Annotated in this window: 18 protein-coding genes; 7 read left to right on the top strand and 11 right to left on the bottom strand. The window is 60.1% G+C overall.

Annotated elements, in window-relative coordinates; all coding sequences use genetic code 11:
• Positions 1-39 precede the first annotated feature (39 nt).
• Positions 40-1,308, top strand: a complete 1,269-nt coding sequence (locus HQR01_RS12995) for an MFS transporter (protein ID WP_234030168.1) — start codon at positions 40-42, stop codon at positions 1,306-1,308.
• Positions 1,309-1,316: 8 nt separating this feature from the next.
• On the opposite strand, the gene HQR01_RS12990 is transcribed toward HQR01_RS12995, so the two are convergent.
• The 6 genes from HQR01_RS12990 to HQR01_RS12965 all read right to left on the bottom strand — a co-directional run bounded on the left by HQR01_RS12990 (position 1,317) and on the right by HQR01_RS12965 (position 11,929).
• A complete protein-coding gene (locus HQR01_RS12990; protein ID WP_173215265.1) occupies positions 1,317-2,549 on the bottom strand; it encodes a TetR/AcrR family transcriptional regulator in 1,233 nt (410 codons plus the stop codon).
• Positions 2,550-2,619: 70 nt separating this feature from the next.
• Positions 2,620-4,371 carry a class I adenylate-forming enzyme family protein gene (locus HQR01_RS12985; protein ID WP_173215264.1) on the bottom strand — a complete coding sequence of 584 codons (1,752 nt, stop codon included), beginning with the start codon at positions 4,369-4,371 and terminating at the stop codon, positions 2,620-2,622.
• Entirely contained in the window at positions 4,371-5,549 is a 1,179-nt protein-coding gene (locus HQR01_RS12980) for an acetyl-CoA C-acyltransferase (RefSeq protein ID WP_173215263.1), read from the bottom strand. Before HQR01_RS12980 ends, HQR01_RS12985 begins: the two co-directional genes overlap by 1 nt.
• Before the next feature lie 266 nt (positions 5,550-5,815).
• Positions 5,816-7,411 carry a carboxylesterase/lipase family protein gene (locus tag HQR01_RS12975; protein WP_173215262.1) on the bottom strand — a complete coding sequence of 532 codons (1,596 nt, stop codon included), beginning with the start codon at positions 7,409-7,411 and terminating at the stop codon, positions 5,816-5,818.
• 122 nt (positions 7,412-7,533) lie between these two features.
• Positions 7,534-10,521: a TonB-dependent receptor domain-containing protein gene (locus HQR01_RS12970; RefSeq protein ID WP_173215261.1), complete on the bottom strand. Its 2,988-nt coding sequence runs from the start codon at positions 10,519-10,521 to the stop codon at positions 7,534-7,536.
• 73 nt (positions 10,522-10,594) lie between these two features.
• On the bottom strand, positions 10,595-11,929 hold the full coding sequence (locus HQR01_RS12965; RefSeq protein WP_173215260.1) for a carboxylesterase/lipase family protein: 1,335 nt from the start codon (positions 11,927-11,929) through the stop codon (positions 10,595-10,597).
• 232 nt (positions 11,930-12,161) lie between these two features.
• On the opposite strand from HQR01_RS12965, the gene HQR01_RS12960 reads away from it, so the two are divergent.
• Positions 12,162-13,007 carry a TetR/AcrR family transcriptional regulator gene (locus HQR01_RS12960; RefSeq protein ID WP_173215259.1) on the top strand — a complete coding sequence of 282 codons (846 nt, stop codon included), beginning with the start codon at positions 12,162-12,164 and terminating at the stop codon, positions 13,005-13,007.
• A 2-nt stretch (positions 13,008-13,009) separates the two neighbouring features.
• On the opposite strand, the gene HQR01_RS12955 is transcribed toward HQR01_RS12960, so the two are convergent.
• A complete protein-coding gene (locus HQR01_RS12955; protein WP_173215258.1) occupies positions 13,010-13,597 on the bottom strand; it encodes a TetR/AcrR family transcriptional regulator in 588 nt (195 codons plus the stop codon).
• Positions 13,598-13,740: 143 nt separating this feature from the next.
• On the opposite strand from HQR01_RS12955, the gene HQR01_RS12950 reads away from it, so the two are divergent.
• Complete coding sequence (locus tag HQR01_RS12950) at positions 13,741-15,255, top strand: MmgE/PrpD family protein (RefSeq protein ID WP_173215257.1); 1,515 nt, start codon at positions 13,741-13,743, stop codon at positions 15,253-15,255.
• A gap of 43 nt (positions 15,256-15,298) precedes the next feature.
• On the opposite strand, the gene HQR01_RS12945 is transcribed toward HQR01_RS12950, so the two are convergent.
• Positions 15,299-16,477, bottom strand: coding sequence for an amidohydrolase family protein (locus HQR01_RS12945; RefSeq protein WP_173215256.1), 1,179 nt, complete (start codon positions 16,475-16,477; stop codon positions 15,299-15,301).
• Positions 16,478-16,882: 405 nt separating this feature from the next.
• Between HQR01_RS12945 and HQR01_RS12940 the strand changes: the two genes are divergently transcribed.
• Positions 16,883-17,272: a VOC family protein gene (locus HQR01_RS12940; protein ID WP_173215255.1), complete on the top strand. Its 390-nt coding sequence runs from the start codon at positions 16,883-16,885 to the stop codon at positions 17,270-17,272.
• Between the two features lie 26 nt (positions 17,273-17,298).
• On the opposite strand, the gene HQR01_RS12935 is transcribed toward HQR01_RS12940, so the two are convergent.
• Together HQR01_RS12935 and HQR01_RS12930 are read right to left on the bottom strand one after the other, a co-directional pair.
• Entirely contained in the window at positions 17,299-18,864 is a 1,566-nt protein-coding gene (locus HQR01_RS12935; protein ID WP_234030321.1) for a carboxylesterase/lipase family protein, read from the bottom strand.
• 102 nt (positions 18,865-18,966) lie between these two features.
• Positions 18,967-20,007 (bottom strand): dihydrodipicolinate synthase family protein, encoded by a 1,041-nt coding sequence (locus tag HQR01_RS12930; RefSeq protein ID WP_234030167.1) that lies wholly within the window; start codon positions 20,005-20,007, stop codon positions 18,967-18,969.
• Between the two features lie 409 nt (positions 20,008-20,416).
• On the opposite strand from HQR01_RS12930, the gene HQR01_RS12925 reads away from it, so the two are divergent.
• Positions 20,417-21,997, top strand: coding sequence for a carboxylesterase/lipase family protein (locus HQR01_RS12925; RefSeq protein WP_173215253.1), 1,581 nt, complete (start codon positions 20,417-20,419; stop codon positions 21,995-21,997).
• On the opposite strand, the gene HQR01_RS12920 is transcribed toward HQR01_RS12925, so the two are convergent.
• On the bottom strand, positions 21,973-22,185 hold the full coding sequence (locus tag HQR01_RS12920; RefSeq protein ID WP_173215252.1) for a hypothetical protein: 213 nt from the start codon (positions 22,183-22,185) through the stop codon (positions 21,973-21,975). The genes HQR01_RS12925 and HQR01_RS12920 overlap by 25 nt on opposite strands.
• A gap of 533 nt (positions 22,186-22,718) precedes the next feature.
• On the opposite strand from HQR01_RS12920, the gene mobA reads away from it, so the two are divergent.
• Positions 22,719-23,327, top strand: coding sequence for a molybdenum cofactor guanylyltransferase (gene mobA / locus HQR01_RS15440; RefSeq protein ID WP_407644608.1), 609 nt, complete (start codon positions 22,719-22,721; stop codon positions 23,325-23,327).
• Positions 23,328-23,519: 192 nt separating this feature from the next.
• Positions 23,520-23,999: a hypothetical protein gene (locus HQR01_RS12905; protein ID WP_173215250.1), complete on the top strand. Its 480-nt coding sequence runs from the start codon at positions 23,520-23,522 to the stop codon at positions 23,997-23,999.
• Positions 24,000-24,084: the final 85 nt, after the last annotated feature.

The following is a 24,084-nucleotide window of genomic DNA, read 5'->3' as shown; positions in this document are numbered from 1 at the left end:
TGAGCCGGACAATTGGACACCGACCTGAGATCCACCGTCGTGGACGACCCGCGTCGCCATGCCCTCGAGCGACACGAGCAGTTTGTCGAGGAGAACCTGTCGCGAAACTACCGGGCCAATTTCATCCATGGTGTGCTGGGGATGACGGGGTTTCGCCTGATCTACGCGCCCACCATTATCCCTGCCTACCTCTTGCTGCTCACCGGCAGCACGGCGGCGGTAGGGCTTGGATCGGCAATGCTGCAACTTGGGGCGACAGTCAGTCCTATCCTAACCGGATCCCGGATCGAGCACCGTAGCTACATCCTGCCGTTCGCCGTCCGCGTCGGCTCGATGATGCGGGTCATGATTCTCTGCCTGGCCTTGGCCGGGTGGTTTCTGACGGGCCACGCCCTGATGTTGGTGACCTTCGCCTGTTTCCTTTTCCTCGGATTCTTCACCGGGGCCCAGCGGGTCGCTTTCCAGATGTTGATGAGCAAGCTCATCCCCATCCGGAAACGCGGGCGCCTTCAGGGATACCGCAATTTCGCCGGCGGACTCATTGCCGCGGTGCTTGCATGGGCAGCCGGAAACTACCTGATCGCGGACAACTGGCTGGGCAACGGATATGCGACCACTTTCCTGTTCGCGTTTCTCCTCACCAGCGCAGGGCTGGTCGCGCTGAAATACCTGATCCGCGAACCGGTCGCACCGATCTCGCGGCCACAAGTCTCGATCCGGGAGCGCTTCCGGCAATTTCCGGAGCTGGTGCGGGACAAGGATTTTGGGGCGTTCCTGGTTGTACAGGCCTTTTCGACCATGGCTCGCGTCGGGGCCCCATTCTGGATCGTCTATGCTGGCAGCAGACTGGGACTTGATGGCGCCCTGATCGGCGGATTGAGCTTTGCGTTCCTTGGTTCGGACACGGTTTCCAATGTGATCTGGGGCCCGCTGGGCGACAGGTTTGGCTTCAAGCTGGTCTATCTGATTGCCCTGTGCTGTTCAGCGGCAGGCGTCGTGCTGATGATTGTTGGAAGCAGCCTCATCCCGTTCTATGCCGCATTCACATTGCTGGGAATTGGCGGATCCGGCTGGATGCTGGCTTCAACCACCATGGTGCTCGAGTTCGGCAAGATGGAGGATACGCCCATGCGGCTTGCTTTGGTGACAACGGTCGAGGGCGCGATTGCGGCCAGCGGACCGATCCTCGCGGGAATACTGGTAGCAGCCCAAGGCTTCGTACCGCTATTTGCAATGGTTCTGTTCGCTCAGGTCTTTGCTTTGTCGCTCCTGCTCACAAAGGTGCGAGAGCCGCGCCACCACCATTGAAGCCGCGGCTAGTCTGGTTCGGCGAGCATTCCATGCGAGAGTACGGACAGATAAGTCGAGATTGCTTCCTGTCTTGTATCGAAGCGCGAAGCCCAACGTCTGGCCTCATAGGCGCCGTTTAGCGTCGACATTAGCACCTGGCTCGCCACCAACGGATCGATCGCGCGCACCGAGCCATCCTCGAAACCGTCGATGAGGAAACCGGCAAAGCGCCGCGCCAGCCGGTTGGATCGCATCACCACATCGGTCTTCTGCGCGCTGTCCAGAGCCTGGAGCGCGGTTGTCCTCAGCAGGGGCATCGCGTCGAAGAACTGCAGCTCCATAAGCTCGTTCAGGACGCTCGAAAGGCGATGCCAATGCGAGCCTTCCATCCTGGTGCCTGCCATTTGCACCTTGGAAAGGCGGTCGTAACTGCGCTGAAAACAATCCAGAACGAGTTCGTCCTTGGCATTGTTGTGATGATAGAAACTGCCCTTGGTCACATTGAGCGCTTCGGCGATGCGGTTAACCGAGGCACCGTGATAGCCGCGCTCGTTTATCATGATGGTCGCTGCGCGCAGGAACTCGTCGGTCTGACTTGCGGTTTTAGACGCCTGACTGCGCCATCCCCCGTCTTCGAGCGGGGCCGGCTGCCAATCGCCCCGCTGCGCAGGAATGCCGAAGCAGAACAGGTCGATTATCCGCCGTTCCACGCGAGGGAAATCAAGAACAGAGTAGCGCAGCGACCACACTGGCCACCAGAGCATGGCCTCGATCAGGATATGAGCCCTGGCGGAGAACAACGCGCGCTCTCGTTCGTCGGCTGGCGGTCCGAAGAAGGAGCGGACATCATTGACGACCTCACGGTAGCCGTTGAGCAACAGGTCCTGATGCTCGGGTTCAAGCGACCTAATCTCCGACAGTGCGGTTATCAAGCCGCGTTCGCCTCGGCGGATCCTGTCTCGCATTGCCACGTGAAGTGAGATGAACTTTGCGATGCGGGCCTGAACCGTGTTCTGGGCAAGCGCTTCTGCGGACACGTCCTTCATCAGGGAGATCGTCTGGCCATAGGTTGCGACCAGCATCTGTTCCTTGCGAGGAAAATAGTAGGTCACGCTCGTCGCGTTGAGGCCGATTGCCTTTGCAACCTTGGTGAGAGTAGTCGCCTGCACACCCGTTTCATTAATCAGGACAGACGCTGCTTGCACAATCGCATCGCGCTTCTTGCCGAACTTGCTGGTCACGTCGGACTCTCTTGCCATCGGTTACCCCAATTCGTCCGGCATTACGCCACCGACCCAGCACCTGCCAACAATGACCAACCGGCAATCCTCAAAAGAAGCTGAACAGGTCCTTCTTCAATATCTTGCCATTGGCGTTGCGCGGGAGGGTTTCTTTGGAGAATGCGATCCTTGCCGGCACCTTGAACCTAGCTAATCTAACGGCAACCCAGTCGCGCAGCTCGTCTTCGCTTACGTGGGCGCCATGAGCGAGGTGGACCACAGCTGCCGGCTCTTCGCCCAGTTGCTGGTGGGGAAGCCCGATCAGTGCGGCGTCGGTAACTGCCGGATGATCGTAGAGAACATTCTCGACTTCCGATGAGTAGATGTTCTCGCCGCCACGAATGATCATGTCTTTGGCGCGGTCGGCAATGTAGCACCAACCTTCCTCATCCAGTCGCGCAAGGTCGCCGGTGCGGACCCAACCATCGATGAAGGTTTCGGCCGTCGCGTCGGGATTGTTCCAATAACCTTTGACGACCATTGGTCCGCGGGCCCACAACTCGCCGATCTCGCCCACCGGCAATTCGCGGGTTCCGTCGTCACTCATAATCTTGAGATCGGCCACAGCCACAGGCGGGCCACAGCTGTCGGGCCGATTGAGGTAATCCTCGGACGAATGTCCGGTCACCGTCGCCATCGTTTCGGTCATGCCCCAGCCATTGCCGGGGAGGGCACCGAAGACCTCGTGTATCTTGCGTACGAGTTCGGGTGCGGCAGGGGCGCCGCCATAGCCGATGGCTTCGATACTCGACAGGTTGTAGTTCTTGCGTTCCGGATGTTCGAGCAACTGCCATGCGATCGTTGGCACACCACCAGTCGAAGATACCTTCTCCCGCTCGATGATCTTGAAGGCCTGAACCGCGTCCCACTTGTACATGAAGATCATCGTATTGCCGGCGGCAATATTGCTCATAAGGCCTGCCGAACAGGCCGTGACGTGGAACAGCGGAATAACTGTAAGCCCCGTCCTTGGTTTGGGCTCGGGCAATGCCTCCCCGCGGCGCAAGACCGCGCATGCGGCATTGTAACCGCCCGAAAGGATATTGGTGCACAGGTTGCGATGCGTGCCGAGCGCACCTTTCGGTTTGCCGGTGGTGCCGCTCGTATAGAAAATCGTGGCGTCGTCTTCCGGCGCGATCTCAACGGCTGGCAATTCACGAAGTGGAAGGGACGCATATTCGCGGGGAGTGCCAATGACCCCTTCAAGCCGCTCTGCAGCGCTCGGCTCGCCCTCATGGCGAGTGACAAGGACCGTCTCAAGACCTGGAAATTCTCCGCGGTGCGGGGCAATACGTTCCCAGCGCTCGCTATCGCAGATCAGCGCCTTCGCACCCGAATCCGAGAGGCCGAATGACAGCTCTGCCCCCGTCCACCATGCGTTGAGCGGGACGCATACTGCGCCGATCGTTGTCGCAGCGAAGAAGGCGACCGGCCATTCCGGCAAGTTGCGCATGGCCAGGGCTACGCGATCCCCCTTTCCGATCCCTCGCGCGCGCAAGTCGTGAGCCAGATTTGCGACCGCCCGAAACCACGAATCGTAGCTGACCCGCTCGTCCTCGTAGATGACGAACTCACGGTCGGCATGCGACTGGCCCAGCAGAGCGATGGCACGTAGGTTGGGTGGCGCGTTCTTCCAGGTCCGCAGCCTGATCCCGCGGATCTCGATTTCCTCCATTTCGAAGCGCTGTCCCGGGGCGGTCAGGATGGCCCTGCATTCCGCGCGGCTGCGAGCCGGCCAGTTCTCGGGCGGAGACCACTCGATGGTTGAGCTCAGGGGCTGTGCAACATCAACAGTAGCCATCACAGCACCTCGAAGAGTCCGGCTGCGCCCATTCCCCCTCCCACGCACATCGTCACGACGACATATTTGACCCCGCGTCGCCGCCCTTCGATCAGGGCGTGGCCAACACAGCGCGCACCGGTCATTCCAAAGGGATGGCCAATCGCGATCGATCCTCCGTTCACGTTGAGCCGGTCATCGGGGATTCCAAGCTTGTCACGACAATAGAGGACTTGCACTGCGAACGCTTCGTTGAGCTCCCACAGCCCAATGTCGTCCACGGTCAAGTCAAAGCGCTTAAGCAGCTTGGGGATCGCAAATACCGGCCCGATACCCATTTCATCAGGCTTGGTTCCTGCGACTGCAATCCCAAGATACCGGCCCAGCGGTGCAACGCCGCGTGCCTTTGCGATCTTGGCTTCCATCAGCACGCTGGCCGCCGATCCATCGGCGAGCTGGCTGGCGTTGCCGGCCGTGATCGCATAGCCGTCGCCCATCACGGGTTGGAGCTTGGCCAGGCCTTCGATCGTCGTGTCGGGACGGTTGCAATCGTCCATCGAGATCGAGACATCCTGACGGGAAGTTTCCCCGGTGGCCTTGTCCTTGACTTCCATCACGGTCGAGACAGTTATGATTTCATCGTCGAAACGGCCACTGGCCTGAGCCGCCGCCGTGCGCTGCTGCGACTGGAGCGAGTAGGCGTCCTGATCGGCGCGAGAAATGCCATAACGCTTGGCCACGACTTCCGCCGTACCGATCATCGGCATGAAGATGTCAGGATGCATCTTGAGCAGCACTTCGTCCCGCATCGGCTTGCCGACATTGTTGCGGATTGCAGTGATCGATTCGACCCCGCCTGCGACGCAGATATCCATCCGATCGACGATGATCTGCTTTGCCGCTGTAGCTATCGCCATCAGGCCACTCGAACACTGACGGTCGATGGTCATGCCCGCAACGTCGACCGACATTCCGGCGCGCAAGGCGATCTGGCGCCCCATGTTGAAGCCTTGTGCGCCACCTTGGCTGGCCGCGCCCACAATCACGTCTTCCACCTCTTTGCTCGATACCCCTGCGCGCTCGACCGCCGCCTCGACGGACCACGCGCCGAGTTGCACCGGGTGGGTGGCGTTGAATGCTCCGCGGAGCGACTTTGCAAGCGGCGTGCGCGCGGTGGACACGATAACGGCATCACGCATGTCAGACTCTCCTCGTTCAACTGCCGGCTTCTACCGGCTTTGGCTTGATGTAGTCGGTGGAAGGTCGAAGAGGCAAGGGCGCTTCCCCTAATTTCGAATATCGGGTATGATAATTATCATTCTTATAGAGTGGCTATATCTGACATCGCAGAAAACTAGGTACGCATATGGCAACTTGCCCTGCACTCTCGAAGCAGGGCAATCGGTCAGATGCGCTTGCGCCCGCGGGTCGGCATGCTCCGACCAAAAAGCAGTAGCAGGCACACCTATCGTCCGATCGTGCGAATGGTCCCCTCGGGATCGTCGACCAGGCGTGGCTTGACGTCTAGTTCCATGACCAGTCGATGGTCTGGCCGATAGGGCTTCCAATCGGGCAACAGCCTGCTCTTGGGGGTTCCGGTCTTCGCAAAGGCTAGCCAGGCATCGCTCATCATCTCGGCCATGACTTGCGGCTCGGGACCGCTTCCCACTAGGGCAGCACTCTCCTCAGCGTTGTCGAACATGAACGGGATATCGAGCGTATGAGGTGTCTTGAACACACCATTCCCCACTGGGGTTTCCCAGGTCAGCCGGTAGACGTAGACCGGCGCCTCCGCAGTGCTACTTTGCTGGTCGGCTAGCAGATAGGTGCCACGAACGAAGCGAGCGCCCATCGCGGCAGAAGCGATGTAGGTTGGTGAGTAATCGGGGTACATTTTGCGATAGGCCGCAATTGTAGCGACCGCATCTTCGCCCATACCCTTGGCCATCATATCCAGCGCCGCGTCGTCGATCCGTCCGAACCAGGGTTGGGCAGCAAGGAACAGGGTCATCTCGTCCTTGTTGTAGCCGATCATGAGCGGGATGTTGCGAGATTGCGGCGGCGCTGCGGGTATGAACGGATCGCGCGGGACGATCGTGCCGTCGGCAATCGGCCCGAACGATGGGCCGCGTCCGAATCCCGCATCGGCGGGGCTCGCCTTGCGAACCGCCGCCAGGAGCGCCTCGGGGTGTATCGAGCGAAGCTCCGCAGCTGTCGAAACTCCAGCTGCGGCAAGAATTTCGTCGGCGTAGCGTGCGGCATCCGCGGGCTTGCCGCTGATGACGCCAGGGCCCGATTGCACGATCGCCTTGTGAAACAGACCGGCTGCTGCGGGCATCGCCATAAGGTGGCTGACCTTGGATCCGCCACCGGATTCGCCCATGATCGTGACATTGCCCGGATCACCGCCGAAGGCAGCGATGTTGTCGCGCACCCATTCGAGTGACCTGACCAAGTCCAGATTGCCCACATTCCCCGACGCGGCAAAATCTGACCCGAACTTCTCGGCAAGGTTTAGGTAGCCGAATGCGTTGAGCCGGTGATTGACCGTGACGATCACCACATCGCCCTTGGCGGCAAGGTTGCGACCATTGTAGGCGGGCCAGCCACCCGAACCATAGTTGTACCCGCCTCCGTGGAACCAGATCAGCACTGGCCTGGTGCCGTGGGATGCGTCGGGGGTCCAAACATTGAGGAACAGGCAATCCTCATTGTCGGTCTTGGCTTCTGTGCCGGTGGGAAAAATTCCCTGGATCTGCCGGGTAAGATCGGAGGAGTTCGGGCCGCTGGGGGTGTAGAACTGCATGCAGGGCGCGCCCATTCCCGTGGCGTCGGCCACTTCGCTCCATGCGTCTGGCTTTTGGGGCGGCTGGAACCGCAACCTGCCGATTGGCGGGGCGGCATATCGAATGCCGAGAAAGGTATCGACGCCACCCTGCGCGAGACCCTGAACGCGACCGCTATCGGTCGCGACTATGGGCGTTGCATCCTGGGCCGCCACCTCCAGCGGCCCCGCAAGGAGAAGGGCAGTTGCGGTGAGCCAGAAGCTTGGTTTCATCATCTCGTGTCCCATTCGGTAGGTCTACAAACAAAAAGAGGGTCGGCCTGAGAGTTCGACCGACCCTCCGTTGGGATGCGGCAGGAATCGCAGGCCGCACCCCGCGCCTTCGCTCCTGAGAGGAGTCAGAAGCGAACCTTGGTTGCGATCTTAAACGTACGCCCGATGGAAGTGCCGATGAACGGGTCATAGCCGTATTCAAGGCGGGCTCCCGCAGGATCGCGGTCAAAGATATTCTCAACCCCGCCAGTCAGTGTGACATCGACGCCTGCCAGTTCAAGATCGACCGAAGCGAGCAGGTCGTGCTGCATATAGCTGCCGACATGACGACCGAAATTCGTGCCACCGAACTCAGTCACCGCACACGGATCGATCACGGCGCCTGTGGTCTGGTTGTAGCAGCGATTGTCGTCCACTCCGCTGATATAGAGAGCGTTGTAGGTAACTGTGGCCCGCCCGAATCCGAGTGAGGCGAACGCGCTGCCACGCCACTTCGAGACCGTTCCGGGTGCACGCCCGAAGTTTGACCAGCCAGCTGCCTCATATCCTTCGCTGAAGAGCAGGCCGTTGTACTCGAAATCTCCGAACTTGTAGGTCAGAACGGTGGTCGCATTGATGCCGACATTTACGTCCACGCTACCGAATGTGTCGTTGTAGTTGAGGGTCAGATCGAGGCCGCGGGTGGTGACGTCCGGCCCGTTGACGGTTTGCGTGCGGATGCGGGCAATGTCGCGCGCAATGGTCGTCCCCTGTGTGCACGCGCCACCCTGGAAGGTGACGAACTGCGTGAACGGGCTGGAACAATCCACCAACTGGTTGCCCGAGGTGCCCGGGGCGACGAGATTAGCGATCGCCTGGAACGGCAAGTCGGTAAACCGGCCCTCAAACTCGTAGGTCCAGAAATCCGCGCTGAATGTGAATCCGCCGAAGGTCAGTACCGCGCCCACGTTGTAGGTCAGGGCCGTTTCGGGATCGAGATCGGGGTTCCCGCCCGAGTCCGTCGCACGATATTCGTTGTTGATGGCGCTGATACCCGCGACTGCACTGGCGCCTGCCGGGGTCAGATCTCCCGGCAGTGGACCACGGAAGGTCGTGCCTATTGAACCTCTGAGTGCGAGGAAGTCAGTTGCCTGGACTCTGGCAGAGAATTTGGGGTTGATGGTCGATCCGACCGGGTCGCCGTAATCCTCAAATCGTACCGCACCGATCAGTTCGATTGAGTCAATCGGATTGAGTTTGACCTCGGCAAACAGGGCATTGATGGACTGACTCAGGTTGGCGGCCGGATACTGGCCAAGGAAGGTAAAGGCGCCGACGGGCACAAGATTGTCGGTTGGATCATCGAGACAGGTGCGGTCGCCATCGATTGCACAGGGATAGGCATCGGGATCGCTAAACCTGTTGACCGGTCGGGTGACGAAATGGCTGTCGCGGTGTTGGGCGCCAAAGGCATAGCCAAGCTCCATCCCTCCGATTTGCGTTTCGCCACTGAAAACCAGATCGGCGGTCCACAATTCCTCATAGGCCGAAGTACCATTCTGCTGGCGCGCCCATGTTATGAGTTCCTCGCTGTTCTCTGTTCCCGGAACATATGCGGGGTTGGTCAGCCCAAGCGCTGCGTTGCCGGGCGATTGGCTGATGAAGGGATTCCGGTACTGGCACCCATTGGCGCCTGGCGTTGTTCCGGTACAGGCAGGTCCACCCAAGCCGTTGAGCGCGCGCTGCAGCCTGTCACTGACGAAATCGTACGAGAATGCCTTGCGGTGGCTGCGCAAAAACAGCCCGTCGAGATTGACGCGGAAACTGTCCGAGAACTCCTTTTCGAATCCACCGGTTATGCGCCAGGCATTGTTGAACGCCCCGCCTTCACCCGCGCCGCGGGGATCCAGAGGGTTGCTCGAGGAACCGAATGGTCGCCACAACACGATCACCGAATAGGCCGAGAAGCGATCGGGCACGGATCCGGGTCCAAAGGTCGTATCGATGTAATTCTGATAGAAGGGGTTGCTACGCGGCACGATGAATCGCGAACTCGTGCCTGGCCCCCGCACGCTTTGCGTGGGAGGGTAGCTCGGAGAGTACCCTAGTTCGGGGACCTCGGTATGCGAGTAGAGCGCGTCCGCATGGAAAGACAGTGTATCCGACAGATCGACTGTGACCTGGCCATAGACCTGATAGCGATCCTCCTTCTCGATCAAATTGACGAAGGGGACATAGGAATAACGGCAGGTGGTAAAGGTCGAAATCGGTACTTCGATACCGCCCACTGCATCGCATGCATCAAGCAACCGTCCATCTATCCCGATGCCCAGTGTGGTACCTGTCGCGGTCTGCGGCAGATAGACCCCAGGGTTGTTTAGGGGCGACCAGCCCGAAGGGTTAACCTCATAGGGGCGCTGGGTGAATGCACGCTCCGTAGCAGGCAGCTCCGAGCGATGCTGGAAGCCGGCACCCACAAGAATGTTGGCCGCTCCAAAATTCTTCCCGGCCAGGATACTGGCTTGATAGTTGTCATCCGACCCATTGACGAATTGCCAGTTGCCGGCGACTTCTATCCCCTCGAAGTTCTTGCGGGTAATGAAATTGGCAACACCCGCGATGGCGTCGGAACCGTAGGTCGATGCCGCACCATCCTTGAGCACTTCGACCCTTTGTAGCGCGAACAAGGGGATCAGGTTTGTATCCGCCGCACCGTCTCCGGGTTCGGGGAAGAACCTTTGCCCGTTCATGAGCACCAGCGTGCGCTCTCTTCCCAGGCTGCGCAGGTTGATCGACCCGACCCCCTGACTACCGCCGGCGGCGTACTGATTGGAATCCCCCAGAACCGGGCCAACCGAGGGCAGGGTCTTGATGAACTCCAGAGGACTGTCGATGCCCCGTTCATTGAGTTCGTCCAATCCGAACACGTCGACCGGCAGCACGCCCTCTTCCGAAGTGCCACGAATGTAGGAACCGGTAACAATGATTGTGGTGCTCGGGTCAGGGGAAGCAGTTTGGCTCGCCTCCGCGTCATCACTTGCAGGCGCAGATTGCGCACTTGCAGGGCTGGCGGCCAAGGTGATCAGCGGAAGGGACAGTATTGTTCCCCAAAGATAACGCGATTTCCGGTTCATATCTCTCTCCCTGAGAATTCATTTCCTGTTATTTCGTCGTCACATGCGCCGCAGACGCTCCATCGGCGTTGGCTTAGTTCTCTGCGTCGGGCCCGTCTGGCAGACCGTCTGCGGGGGCCATCACGGGGCCACCGGTCTGGAACCGCGCGGCATCGCCGCCTTCGCCGTAGGGTCTGAATTCGAAGCCGTTGCCGCACTTGAACGAACGCTCGCCGGGCGACATTTTCATGAACGCAATCCAGCAGCTGTTTACGGTTCTGGCGATTGCACGATCTGTCGCATCGGCGTGTTCTCCGCCCCAGCTTGAACGATCGATCGAGTCGAAGCTGAACATGAGTTCGGCCGAGTGGATTGGGCCCTTGGTCCATTCTCCCGTACGAAATGCCGGTACATGTTCGAAGCGGTAGAGGAAGGCGGGGGTGCCCTCATCACCCGCCAATCGGGCAAAGGTTCTGGCCGCACTGAAGCCGCGTTCTCCGGCGTTCGAGCCTACGAGCAGCGGCACGTCGACTTCCTTGCCCGCCCGTAGGGCTGCGATCGTCGACATCGGCTTGTACTTCGCATCGCTGGTGAAGAAGAATCCGGTGCGGAGGTCTGGTGACGCGGCGAAGGTCTGGGCGGAAATTGCGCGAAGCCCGGATGCATCAATGTCGGGAGCAACACCTATCTTGGTGAGCGCCCCTACAGCCAGCTTGCTCGCGTCGTGCGGATCGCGATCAGGCAGAAGCAGGCTTCCGGATTGGACTATGGCTTTGCCGAACAGGCCCTTCGCAGCAGGGAGCGATAGCAGGGCAGTGACGATGCCCCCGCCTGCCGACTGCCCCGCGATGATTACATTCTGCGGGTCGCCGCCGAAAGCTGCGATATTTTCCCGAACCCATTCGAGCGCCGCCACGCTGTCCTGCAAGGCATAGTTGCCCTTGGCTTCCTCGGGAAACTCCGCTGCGAGCGCCGGATGGACGAAATTGGCCAGCGCGCCGAGACGATAGTTGACCCCTACGGTGATGACACCATCGCGAGCGTTCGCGGTCCCATCGTAGGATCCAAGATGACCCGCACCGAGGAAGAACGCGCCACCATGAAACCACACAAGGACCGGTGCCTTCCTGGTTTTCGGAGGCGCATAGATAGTGAGGTAGAGACAGTCTTCGGACTGAGCGCCGCTGACGCCGCCGAAGTTCGCTACGGTCGCATCGAGATCTACCGGCTGTGGGCAAGGCGCATCGTGCGCGCTGGCCGCCCTCTCTCCTGGCCAATGTGCCACTGGCTGCGGCGGGCGCCAGCGAAGATTGCCGACGGGCGGGGCCGCGTAGGGGACTCCTCGAAAAACAAGTATGCCATCTTCATCAGAACCCACCAGGCTGCCAGCCTCGACTTGCACTACCGCGGGAGTAATCTCCTTTGGCATCTGCGCGAAGCTAGCTTGCGAGAATGACGCTACAAGAATGGCGCCGACAGTCGCCCTCCGAAGACGATTCACCCGATTCCTCCCTTTCTCTTTGGATGAGGGATATCGCGATATTTACAATCTAACAATAAGGGATTTTGAAAATGCGGTATGAGTCGTGACTGACGGACGCTTTTGCGCGCACTGAAGGCGTGAATGGACAGCAATCGAACGCTGGGCTATTGGCTTTGCGATGCAGCTCACGCGTGCCGAACTGTTCAGCCAGATCTGGCGGGAACCAATGGGCAAGGTGGCTGCAAGGTATGGCCTGACAGGCAATGGTCTCGCCAAGATTTGCGATCGCCTCAACATTCCCCGGCCCAGTCGCGCGCATTGGATGCGCAATGAAGATGCGCGGGACGAACGGCCGGACCTGCCCCCGCCGCCGGTCGGATTGAGCGAGGCGGTGGCCCTTGGCGCTCGTCAGCCGCGTCAATCACCGGGCACGCGGCGGCGAATGGACAGTGGCAGTCGTCGAGACCAGATTCTTGATGCGAGCGCAGCGATCGCGCTCGAAGAAGGGCTCAGCGCGGTCAACGTTCGACGCATCGCCAGCGAGCTCGGGATCAGCGAAACGCAAGTCAACAATTGCGTGGGCGGTCGAACAGAACTGCTCATCTCGCTAGCCCGACGCGAAGTGGTTCAGCAGGAGCGGAGCCGGCGAACCCGTGTGAGCCGCAGTTCTGATCGGCACACTCGCATCGTCTTGTCGACTATTGGCTACCTTCATGAAGCTGCCAAGCGGGGCCCCTTGCTCCAGATGTTGCTGCGTGTGCCGGAAGTGAAAGTTGCGCTCCGGGCCGAACGCCAGTCTGCAACCGAAACGGCGCGGGCGCCCATAGTCCAGCGCCTGACGAAGACCGGGGAAATGGATGTCGAGACAGCCCGCGCTTCAACCGCCGCTCTGACCGCAGTATCACTCAAGGCGGGCGGCATCGTTGCCGCGGGACGCGCTCCGCTGGGCGTGGTCGAGCAGCTCTGCCTGGCGGTAATCATGGCCGGTGTCGCCAGCGATGACCGGATTGCATCCGGCGGCTAGACTCACGCCTTCTCGATCGACATCGCCTGCACTGCTTCGGATACCAGTCGCGCGCATGTTGCCAGCGCCACCTCAATCCTGATCTGGCCGTCCCGTACCATTCGCGAAAGCGATTCGGGAATTGCTGCTAGCAACTCCAGGAACACGAACGCTTCACGGGGATTGAGCTTGAGCTCTTTGCTGACGTCCCGCGCCATGCCACGCAGGTTTCGCCTGAACAGGCGCGAGCTCTCCTCGCTCAATGGGCTGTCCTGGTTGCGCTCGCGCAGGACAATAAGGGCAAGCGGCCCATGCTCTACCAGGTTTTCGAGGTAAGCGCCGAACAGGGCGACCATCCGTTCCCGAAACCCACTGGCACCTGACAACCGTGCGTCGATCAACTGCTCCAGGCGCTGTGTGTGCCGGCGGAACAACGCGTCAACGATCTGGGGCACGCCATCGTAATAGGTGTAGAGCAGGCTTCGGCTCACACCCACCTGCGCAGCGATCTCGTTCAAGGAGATGCTGGGTGTACCGGTCTCCAGTATGAGCCTCTCGGCAGCAGCAAGAATTTGCTCGCCACGGTCCTGCTCATCGCGTCGCGCTTCCATGGCAACCCTCTGGCCTCCCGTCGATCCAATGGCAAGACTGACCTGTCGTACTCCTACCCGCATGAAATACACTATTTGTTTGACTGTCAACGCTCGCGAATTCAGTTGCTCTCCCTCAACGAGGCGAATGGAGGATCGAGCAGATGGCAGTCGGCATGCCCATTTCACGACGTCAGGCGATCGCGGGCGGATCTGCCGCCGTCGTCGCCGGCGCGCTAAGCGCCCGCGCTTTGGCGCAGGAAGTCCGGTCGCAATCGGGAAGGTCTTCCGCGGGCGATCAGCGCCAAGTACCGGTGGCGCCTCTCCTGACACACTATATTGCCGATGCACCAAGACACGAGGTCCCGGAAGGGATCCGCGAAAGGGCACGCCTCCATATCCTCGACACGCTGGCGTCGATTGTTGCCTGCAGTTCGCTGGAGGCCGCGGTGCTTGGGCGCCGCTATGCCAACGCCCTTTCTCCCGGAGGGGGCAGCCCCATCCTTGGCACTAGGGAAACCAGTAGTGCGATCGATGCAGTCTTCGCCTCCGCAATGACGGCCCACGCTGCCGAGATCAATGACTTCATACCCTCCGCGTATGTGCAACCAGGCCCTTCAATCGTTCCGGTGGCCATCGAGGCCACGCGGCAACACGGGCGCAGCGGTCGCGATCTCGTGAGCGCCATTATCGTCGGCTATGAGATTGCGGGTCGGATCCCCAAAGCTGTCGGAACCCGAAATCTTTACTTGGCAGGCCTCGCCAACCACGGGGTCGCGCCAACCTTTGGGGCGGCTGCAGCTGCGGCGCCACTCATCGGGCTGTCTGCCTTCCAGGTTAATCATATGCTCGCCTACTGTGCGCAGCAGGCGTCGGGTTCCTGGCAATGGCTGCTAGACGAGCGTCATGTTGAAAAGGCCTTTGTATTTGGCGGGATGGGAGCGCGAAACGGATACCAGGCCGCGCTTATGGCAGGGCTGGGCTTTACCGGCGTGCCCGACAGTTTCGACAACCTTGCCGGCTGGTTTCGTTGGCGGAGCTTCCAGGGAGAAGGGGCCGATCACGCATCGCTTGTGGAGGGCCTAAACCAGCGCTGGGAGCTGTCACTTGCGGCAATGAAGCGCTACCCGGTGGGCGGTCCGACGCAACCGGCGGTCAGGGCCCTGCTCGAGTTCCGCCAGTCGGTCGGGCCGGACGATGTGCAATCGATTACAGTGGCAATGCCGGGCGAGGCCGTGACCTTCGAGCGGGCGAACATGCCTGCATTGAATATTCCCTATCTGGCAGCGATCATATTCCTGGATGGCAGGCTTGACTTCACCGCGGCACAGTCGCTTGGCCGACTACTGAACGATACCGCCACGGCGGACTTTGCTAGGCGCGTCAAGATCGTTCGCGACGATGCTCAAGAAACCGGCGATGGCGAGGATAGGACCGAAAGCGCTCGGGTAACGCTTCAGCTCCATGACGGGCGGCGCCTGGAGAAATTCGTGCCCTATGTGCCCGGATTTCCGACGCATCCGCTAACCAAGCCGGAAGTCGAAGCGAAGGCGCGCGAGCTCGTCGCACCTGTGCTGGGCGCAGATCAGGCTGACAGGCTTGTCAGCCTTTGCGACGAGCTGGACCATGCTGAAAGCGCAGAACCGATTATCGATCTCATGCGCTTCGAAACAGCATGAAAGAAGGGGGAGCGGGATCCCGCTCCCCCATTGATTGTCGTGGCTATTCGGCGGCTTCGGCGATTGCCTCGCCGTCGCGAAACATCATGTGGTCGAAATTGCTTCGGAAGAACATGTCCTGGGTTTCCTCGTCAAAACCTGCGAGCGAAGCTTCGAACTTGCCCAGCGGATCCCGTGTCCCTTCCGGATGCGGGTAGTCGCTGGAGAACATGTAGAGCTCCGGCGCGCTGTCGCGGATCATGCGGCCAACGTCTTCGTTGGGGAAAGGAGTGAAGCGGACCGCCCGCTTGATGTATTCGGACGGCATCATGTCCATGTCTTTGAGGTAGGGGTCCGTCTTGTTGAACGAGTACCAGCCGTGGTCGAGCATGCGGAGGAATTCGGGAACCCACCCGGCACCGCTTTCGATCACGCCACCGCGCAGGTCGGGAAAGCGTTGGAAGACACCATCATAGACCATCGCCGTGAGAAATTCCTGCGGCGCGTACCACAGGCAGAGGAAATCCGGGAAGCGCAGGTTCTCCCCGCCGCCATGGAGATCTGGTGCTCGCTCACGGCCATTATTCTTGAACTTGCTGGGCTGGGTCTTTGTGCCCGGACCGATATGCAGCATGAATGGAATGCTGCGATCCTGGAGGTACTGCCAGAACGGATCGAAATCGGCATGGCCGGGGCTCTTGTCGCCGGCCGGCCCGGCCGAGAACATGATGGCACCCGCGCCGTTGTCGACTGCAAACTTCGCTTCCTCAAGCGCTCGATCAGGATCGTCGAGCGGGGCAAAGGCCACACATATCAGGCGCGGGTCGGCATTGCAGAAATCCTGTTGCGCCTGATTGAGCGCGCGTGCCGCCGCATAGCGCTGGTCGTCGGTCGCAGCCCTAGTGATCGCACCAAGGCCGAAAGTCGGGAAGACCAGCTGGCATTGGAATCCAAGCCAGTCGAGAGCTTCAACGCGTTCTTCTTTGTCAAAGCCACCATAGCCGAGCCATCCCTTTGGCCCTTCAATGGGGTTCTCGGCCGCTTTGGCGCGCGCTTCCGGATCCGATTTGCGGGCCTTGGCGAGATCGATCATCTTGGTGATCCGCTCACCGCCTTCGCGCTTCGAATAAACTTCGGAGTACATCTCCTTGTATTCGCCCTCAAGGTACGGGGCGAGCCAGTTTTGCGTCTCCATGGTGTGGGCATCGGCGTCGTTGACGATGCGGCCTCTTGAGTAGGTCATCTACGAATCTCCTTGGATCTCGTACACGTATTCACTCCTACTGGTTAGATTGTCAAATTTTTCGAAGAAGGGGTTTGAGGCCCCGCACCTTTCATGATGATGACCCACGCCGCCGGGCTAGGTTCGAGTTCGCGCTTGACGTCACCCCCCATCCGGCGAGGCTTCCAATCGGCGATTGCCCTCACGTTATTATTTGAATACTGGGTATGTCAGATGTCCGGGAGGGTCACATCATCGACCTTGTAAGTCTGCTCACATCGCACGACGGCGGCGGAGGCCATTGGGCGGGCCAGCCTGGCCCCGCCATGGGCCAGGCCCTGGCGGTTGATGGCAGAATTTCCAGTTCGCTCCCGACCAGCCGACCGCCTGGCGATCCCGTCCGCCAAACCTCTTGAGGAGTGCCCCATGCAAGATGCCAACCCAGCCCTGTTCGCCTTCGTCAAATTGGTTGTCACCGACATTGAGGCGGCGACGAAATTCTTCGTCGACGGGTTCGGTATGACGCACGCCGATACAGTCGACACTCCGGCATTCCGCGAACACATGATGACGGGAAAGACTGGTTCGGCCACGATCGTTCTGTTCCATTGGAAGGACGGCAGGGAGATCGAGTTGGGCAACGGGTGGGGACCCGTCGGTATGATTACCCGGGACCTCGACCGGGACCTCAAGCGTGTGATTGCCGCGGGAGCATCGCAGAAGGGTGAGACTGTCAGTTTCGGTCCGGCGCGCATCGCCTTCGTCCTCGCACCCGAAGGGCACGAGATCGAGATGATGCAAATGGGGTCGTCCTGATCCTTCACCGGGTGACCGGCCATAGATCAGAACGACCGCCCGTCCGGCAAGAGTTCCTGCAGCAGTTCGCGTTCGCCTCCGTCGGGATCCTTCACCGCTTGCGGCTGGAGGTCGAACACCATCGTCGTGCGGCTGCTCACATCGTAGGCGGGCCAGTCTGGCAATGCGCTGGTTTGCGGATTCCCGGTTCGGGCGAAGGCGATCCAGGCGTCGGCCATGATATCGGCCATATGCTTCGTCGCGTCGGTCTCCGGTCCGGTATAGCTGGTCGACCTCGCGACATTGTCGAACACGAATGCGATCTCAAGGGCATGAGGTGATTTCAGGCGTCCTCCTTCTACCGGCGTCTTCCAATCCATGCGGTACATATATGTTGTTGCGCCGCCGGACGCGCTCTTGCGCTCCGCCTGACGCAAGGCGGTCCCCCGGTAGTTGCGAAAGGTCGCAACCTGGAAAAAGACTTCGCTGGCATCATAGTCAGGGTGTACGCGGCGCATCCCGTCGATCACCTTCTGCACTTGAGAAGGTTCGACAAGTTCACCGAGTTTCGATGGCAGTTGTTCCCACGACAGACTGAAATTCTCAGGGCTCCCCAATCCGCCTTGCAGCCGCATTTCGGTATTGTTGGTACCAACCAACAGGGGCACGTCGCGCGATATTGGGGGCGCGTCAGGAGTGAAGGGGTGCCGCGTTAGCGATCGACCATCGACCACGGGGCGAAAGAACGCCCCTTTGCTGCGCGATTCCATCATTGCGGTGATGAATGCATCCATAGGGAGCGCCGCCAGCTCTTCCACCGTTGTCACCCGTGCGGACTTCATCAGATCCTTGGCCAGCGGAGTCGCAAGACGTGGGGAGAACCCGGCAAGCGACATCGAGCCGGATTGCGCGATGGCACGATGGAACAGGCCCCGGGCACCCTCCATGGCCATGAGTGTGCTTACCTTCGCGGCACCCCCGGACTCACCGAAGATAGTGACGTTCTGCGCATCGCCGCCAATCGCATCGGCATGATCCCGCACCCACTCCAGCGCCTTGACGATATCGAGGCTGCCAAGGTTTCCGGCATCGGCATACTTCGGATCGTCGCTCAGTCCGGAGAGGTAGCTGTAGCCAAATCCATTGAGTCGGTGATTGAGGGTGACCACGACGACGTCGCCCCGCTCAGCCAGCCGTGCCCCGTCGTATCCGTGGCTCGAACCGGATCCGGTTACGTAACCCCCACCGTGAAGCCAGACCATGATCGGACGCTTCTTTCCATCGCGAAGCCCACGGGTCCAGACGTTGAGGAAGAGGCAATCCTCGCTCATTGGCTGTGGATTGGCCCAGGAAGAAAAGACCGGCACGTCACCTGAGGGTCGCTGAGGACAGTCATTTCCGAAACCGTTCGCGTCCAAGGGCTTCGTCCAAGGCCGAGGATCGACCGCACGTTCGAAGCGATGACCTTCGGTAGACGCCGCATATCGGACCCCGCGAAAGACATTGACGGCTTCGGACCTACCCTCGCGAGTGCCGACAACCGGCCCCGATCGAGTCGCCAAGGTCGGCCTCTCGGGAGTCGAAGATTCCCGCTCATCGGCGGCGTTTGTCATTCCAGGGGACAGCCCCGCGACCAGCACCGCAGTGGCCATTGATTTCACCAGGCCCTTTGCATTTCCGACAGTCTTCATTCTCTCTCTCCCGGAGGCGCCCGATCATTCGGCTGAATAGTAGGGGCGCTCCAAAACATCGCCGGGGCGTCGACCGCGCGCCCAGCCTGTGCGGCCGACCAGGAACTGGTCGTCGGTTGCATCGGTTGGCTCAAGTCCGCTCGCCCGGAACGCAGCGCGCATTTCGCTGCGCGCCTTGGCATCGAGGACCGGCACCGCCCCGGCTGGAGCATGCGGGTCAATCGGGAGCAGACCCCCATTGCCGCCACCGAGCCACTGATAGTAGCGATTGTGCTGCCAGGGGTGGGCGCCGCTACGAATGACCGGGGCTTGGACAGCAAAGAAATGCGAGAGCGCCGGTTCGATCGAAACCGCGAGTTCATCGAGAAGGTTGAAGTCCCCTGCTTCGGACGCTGCGAGCATGGCATTGCCAATTTGCCTGGCCGGCGTCTGAACGGCCTCGACATTCCATTGCCCGCTCCAGCTGATCCGGAACTCGCGCGCCAAAAGGGGCAGGACGTCGAGGTTCACGGGACCGACGGACAAACGATCTCCGACCGTCTGGCACAACTGCATTGTCGAGGTGAGCGAAACCGGCTGCGAAACCTTCATCGCCACGACGTTGGGGAGGTCGGCAATTCGGTCATAAACGGCAAGCGGCTGGCCGGCAGGCCCGAGTTTGGGAAAGCCGCGCCTGCCTGTTGCGGCATAGAGCATGATTGGCAGGTCTGTCGCCGTGATCCGATCCGCCATGAGCGCATAGAGGGCGGAGGCATCCGCGTCGGCTGGATAGGTTGAAGCGAGCAAGACGAGTTCCACGCCGAGCGTTTCAAGCTTGCGGAGCAGCTTTCTGTCTCCTTCCGGGTCGCGCCCGGCAATGATTCCATGTACCGGCAATCGCCCGTTCGCCTCGCTCAGAACGATCCGATAGAACTCAGTCCAGCGCGGATCTTCGGGTAGCGTCCAGTTGATCATCGGCATCGTGCCAGAAAAACCCTGCGCGATCGCATGGCAGACGTCATGACGGATTGCTTCCTCGTCGAGCGATTTCCCGTCGGTCCCGAACGAGGGCAGGAACAGGTTCATGAGGCCACGGAGGTTCCTGGCCGCCCATTTGCGTTGAGTCGTTGAAGCCTCGGGTGTTCTGCGCCGGTCCATACTACTGCCTGCCAGCGGCCCGCCGAGCGCGGGCGAAGCTAGGAGGCCACCCGCTCCTGCAAGGGCGAACCGTCGCGAAACAACGAACTCCTCCTGCCGGCCAGCCGACATCTATTAGCTCGATCCGCAATGACGAAAGAGCGACCCAATCATCAAACCCCAATTTCTAATCACCGCAGACCTTTCGCCATCTACCCATCGAAGCACCTTAAAATCTCAGCATGGTCGAAACGATTGCCATACCGCATTCTCAAAATCTCTTATTTCCTGCTGGCAATTGGTTAGAATGTCAATAAATGTGAGATTTGTGGATTCGTTCCATGGGGAGAGATGACCGATGATTACGAGAAGGGCCGTAATGGGCACCGGCTTGGCCGCTGGGGCCGCGATCCTGACCCGACCGCTTTCTGCGGCCGGACTGTTCCCGGTGGTGGAGACCGCCCAAGGGAAGCTCCGCGGCTTGGCAACGGGAGGCGTGGCGACCTTCCGCAGCATTCATTACGCCGCAGATACATCGGGCACCAACCGGTTCATGCCTCCCCAGCCGGTCAAGCCCTGGGCTGGCATCCGCGATGCACTGCACTGGTCGGACGTCGCGCCGCAATTGCCCGGGGATCGCCGCTCGGTCTACGCCGACCTCATCATGGTCGACCGCAATCCTTCGGGAATGGGAGAAGACAATCTCACTCTCAACCTATGGTCGCCAAATCTCGACTTCAATGCCAAGCGCCCCGTTATCGTCGTCCTGCATGGCGGTGGCTTCTATAGCGGGTCAGGTAATTCAGTGGGCATGGACGGCGAACAGATGGCCCGCTTTGCCGACTGCGTCGTGGTGGCGATCAACCACCGGCTTGGTGCATTCGGGTTTCTCCATCTGGCCGAGTTCGCCGGGGAAGAGTTCGCAACGTCGGGCACGGTGGGGATGCAGGACATCGTGGCGGCCCTTGCCTGGCTGAAGGAGAACGTCGCGGCCTTTGGCGGCGATCCCGATCGTGTGCTTGTCTATGGGCAATCAGGTGGCGGTGCCAAGACTAGCGTCCTGATGGCAATGCCAGGTGGCCAGGGCCTGTTCCACCGCGCTGGCGTGATGAGCGGATCGGCCTTACGCATGATGCCACCGGAGATGGCAACGGCTACCGCAAAGCGGCTCCTCGATGCGCTCGATATCCTGCCAGCCGATGCTCGCAAACTGCAGCAGGTTCCCTGGACCGTCTTGCTCGAGACCCAGGCGAAACTCGAAGCGGCCGATAGGGCAAAGGGCGAAGCGCCACGGTCCTTTGCACCTGTAGTCGACGGAATTGCGCTGCCACGCCACCCTTGGGACCCAGATGCTCCGCCCATTTCCGCCAATGTACCCATGATCATATCTACCGCCCTCGATGAGCGCGCATATCGCATGGGCAACTTCGCGATGTCGGAAGCAGAACTCCTCGCATTTGCAGAGCAGCGGCTTGGCGGGCGGGCAAAGGATGCATTGGCGGACTATCGCGAGGAGGACGCGGGGGCAAAACCCTTCCTCATCGCCGCTCGGCTCGACTCCGATCTGATGTTTCGCAAGGCAGCATTTGCCCAGGCCGAACTTAAGGCGAAACAGCAAGGGGCACCGGTCTGGACATACCTGTGGACCGCACCAAGTCCGGCGGCCGACGGCAGATTCGGTGCCGTGCATGGCATCGATGTCGCGCCCAGCCTCTACAACACGCGTGGGGCTCTCAATGGCTCGGGCAAGGAAGCGGTCGCGCTCGCCAAAGCGATCGCCTCCAGCTGGGCCGCATTCGCAGCTACAGGCAACCCTAACAACGGCCATGTTCCCGACTGGCAGCCATACGCTGCGCCGGAACGACAAACACTCGTCTTTGGCGACACGATCCGAACGGAGGGCGATCCTAGATCTTATGTGCGCAAATACTGGTCGTGAATGTTGAGCGGACTTGAGAGATTCGCCGGATCATAGATCAGCTCGATCTCTCCTCCGCCAAAGGGCCGCTTGGGCAGCAGCAGAAGAATCGTTGTGCCCAGCCAAATGATGGCCTGGAGTGCCATCTTGAACCATCTGCCTTGCACAGGCGGCAAGAGGGTCGTCTCATGTTTGGTCAGCAGTGGCATCGCCACCTCCACTATCTGTGCGAGATTGGCTCCCTGAATCCTTTGAGCTGGTTCAAGCGTCGATTATCCCTTGGCCGGACTGTTCAAGCCTGGATCGTGCAATTTTGCGTGGCAGCCGTCAGTTCCCCAAAGCTGCTGCGCCTATTCAAGTTGGCAAAGCGGACTCGTTCAGCTTGCTGGCTATACTCCGGGATAAGACCGATCTGCAAAAGATCGCTTCTGCTGAGTTCGGCTGACATGAATTGTCTCATCACCAGACAGCAACGATGGGAGCCAGGCGTCTTTGCTTCGAGACAACGGAAGGCCAACTTTCCAGCTAAGGTATGCAGATTGTGCGCAACCCTGACGTCAGCGCATTCAACTAATGGACAAGTTTGGACTTGGGGCAGGAGAGGTCCCGCACCCAACGGGCTCCTTTGCGCGCGAATTCTTGAAGAGTGCCAATCAGTAGCCGTGCCCCTGCCATCTCATGGACGACCTAACTCTTTCGCCGGTGACTATCGATCTGATTTCCTGATGCTATCGTGCAGCCCATGAAGGATTCGTCAGCGTCGTCTCAGAAGTCATGCATTGTCATTGCTTGCGGTGGCGTGGGCAAGCGGATGGGAGGGCAGAAGCCAGCCAGAGAACTCGGGGGCGTGTCGCTGTTTAGGCGGATGTCGGATTGGGCAGGGGCACAATCGGATCTCGTGGCAATAAGCCTTCGCGATGCTCGAAAGTCGCCCGACAGGAACCTACCCCTACTCATCGATCTAGAGGGCAATCTGGGTCCGATCGCGGCCCTCCACAGCGCACTCGCCTTTGCAAAGGATAGGGGCCGTTGTTCCGTGTTGCTGGTCGGCTGTGACCAACCATTCCTGCCAGTCGATCTCTTGGCGCGTCTCAACGAAGAGTTGGGGGATTCTCCGGCTGTGATACCCGTATGCGAGGGGCGCCCTCAGTCCCTTGCCGCTCTTTGGCGCTCGGACCCGGCCCATTTGGAAGCCTTTATAAGGAGTGGGGGTCGTGCCATCTGGCGCTATGCAGATGAAATTGGCGCCAAGAGGCTTCGGTGGGATAAGAGTCCAGGCAAAGACCCCTTTTTTGACGTGAACGACATGGAATCTCTCGCGGAAGCAGAGCGGCGTATGAGAGACGAATGACACTTACTCGGCGTTTCCAAGCCGAACTATTCAACCTTCAATCGATACGAGATGAGGTGTCGTACCAATTCCGCCGTCACCGAACAGGCGCAAGTGCATCCGACCGTCCGATCCAAGCCTGAGTCGGATGCAGCTATCAGAGAAGCCTCTGGCATAGGGCGCAATGATTCCAATGCGCCCCTTGGAAGAAGGGTGGCCGAGCTTTATCGTCGGACCCGCACCGGCGTCACGAGGAAGGTGTACCCATCCTGCATCATCGAATCCAGTTCATGGTCGTTGATTCCAAGCATCAACACCGCGTTCAATACTTATGCTCTCGAAACCCGCCATGACTTCCGCCAGCCGGTCGTGACCTGGGACCGCTGCAAAGTTCGATGGGTCGAGGGAATCCACCCTGACATTGATCGCGCCAACCCCGGCATTACGCCGGCGCTGCGCGTTCTTTGGAAGGCCCTATCCATTCGTTGTCATGGCGACGTGACGAACACCCAGTGTGACCGATACCGCTTGGGCGACCCCCCGAAATCACGCCGTAGCGTAGGCTCGCCGCTTGTCAGCCTCACCTTCCACACTTCGAATGAAGCGAACCCCCGCACGGCGCGACGGATCTCGGTCAGCGAGCGTTCGGATGGTCTGTCCCAGCTCTTGCGGTATCAATCGAGCAAGCAGTAGGTGCAGCGAAAATCACAGACGTCAGTCAAAGACAAGCGCAGGTATGCGAACCGGCCCGTGACCGTCAATCAGGGAGGGCGGTGGC

Source organism: Erythrobacter mangrovi, from assembly GCF_013260645.1.
Taxonomy (GTDB): domain Bacteria; phylum Pseudomonadota; class Alphaproteobacteria; order Sphingomonadales; family Sphingomonadaceae; genus Qipengyuania; species Qipengyuania mangrovi.
This window is presented reverse-complemented; position numbering and strand designations above follow the sequence as displayed.

What these genes read in the sequence shown, in the direction of transcription:
- HQR01_RS12990 (WP_173215265.1), bottom strand. Translation starts at nt 2,549, where the DNA reads ATGGCAAGAGAGTCCGACGTGACCAGCAAGTTCGGCAAGAAGCGCGAT.
- HQR01_RS12985 (WP_173215264.1), bottom strand. Translation starts at nt 4,371, where the DNA reads ATGGCTACTGTTGATGTTGCACAGCCCCTGAGCTCAACCATCGAGTGG.
- HQR01_RS12980 (WP_173215263.1), bottom strand. Translation starts at nt 5,549, where the DNA reads ATGCGTGATGCCGTTATCGTGTCCACCGCGCGCACGCCGCTTGCAAAG.
- HQR01_RS12975 (WP_173215262.1), bottom strand. Translation starts at nt 7,411, where the DNA reads ATGATGAAACCAAGCTTCTGGCTCACCGCAACTGCCCTTCTCCTTGCG.
- HQR01_RS12970 (WP_173215261.1), bottom strand. Translation starts at nt 10,521, where the DNA reads ATGAACCGGAAATCGCGTTATCTTTGGGGAACAATACTGTCCCTTCCG.
- HQR01_RS12965 (WP_173215260.1), bottom strand. Translation starts at nt 11,929, where the DNA reads ATGCCAAAGGAGATTACTCCCGCGGTAGTGCAAGTCGAGGCTGGCAGC.
- HQR01_RS12960 (WP_173215259.1), top strand. Translation starts at nt 12,162, where the DNA reads ATGCAGCTCACGCGTGCCGAACTGTTCAGCCAGATCTGGCGGGAACCA.
- HQR01_RS12955 (WP_173215258.1), bottom strand. Translation starts at nt 13,597, where the DNA reads ATGGAAGCGCGACGCGATGAGCAGGACCGTGGCGAGCAAATTCTTGCT.
- HQR01_RS12950 (WP_173215257.1), top strand. Translation starts at nt 13,741, where the DNA reads ATGGCAGTCGGCATGCCCATTTCACGACGTCAGGCGATCGCGGGCGGA.
- HQR01_RS12945 (WP_173215256.1), bottom strand. Translation starts at nt 16,477, where the DNA reads ATGACCTACTCAAGAGGCCGCATCGTCAACGACGCCGATGCCCACACC.
- HQR01_RS12940 (WP_173215255.1), top strand. Translation starts at nt 16,883, where the DNA reads ATGCAAGATGCCAACCCAGCCCTGTTCGCCTTCGTCAAATTGGTTGTC.
- HQR01_RS12935 (WP_234030321.1), bottom strand. Translation starts at nt 18,864, where the DNA reads ATGACAAACGCCGCCGATGAGCGGGAATCTTCGACTCCCGAGAGGCCG.
- HQR01_RS12930 (WP_234030167.1), bottom strand. Translation starts at nt 20,007, where the DNA reads ATGAACCTGTTCCTGCCCTCGTTCGGGACCGACGGGAAATCGCTCGAC.
- HQR01_RS12925 (WP_173215253.1), top strand. Translation starts at nt 20,417, where the DNA reads ATGATTACGAGAAGGGCCGTAATGGGCACCGGCTTGGCCGCTGGGGCC.
- HQR01_RS12920 (WP_173215252.1), bottom strand. Translation starts at nt 22,185, where the DNA reads ATGCCACTGCTGACCAAACATGAGACGACCCTCTTGCCGCCTGTGCAA.
- mobA (WP_407644608.1), top strand. Translation starts at nt 22,719, where the DNA reads ATGAAGGATTCGTCAGCGTCGTCTCAGAAGTCATGCATTGTCATTGCT.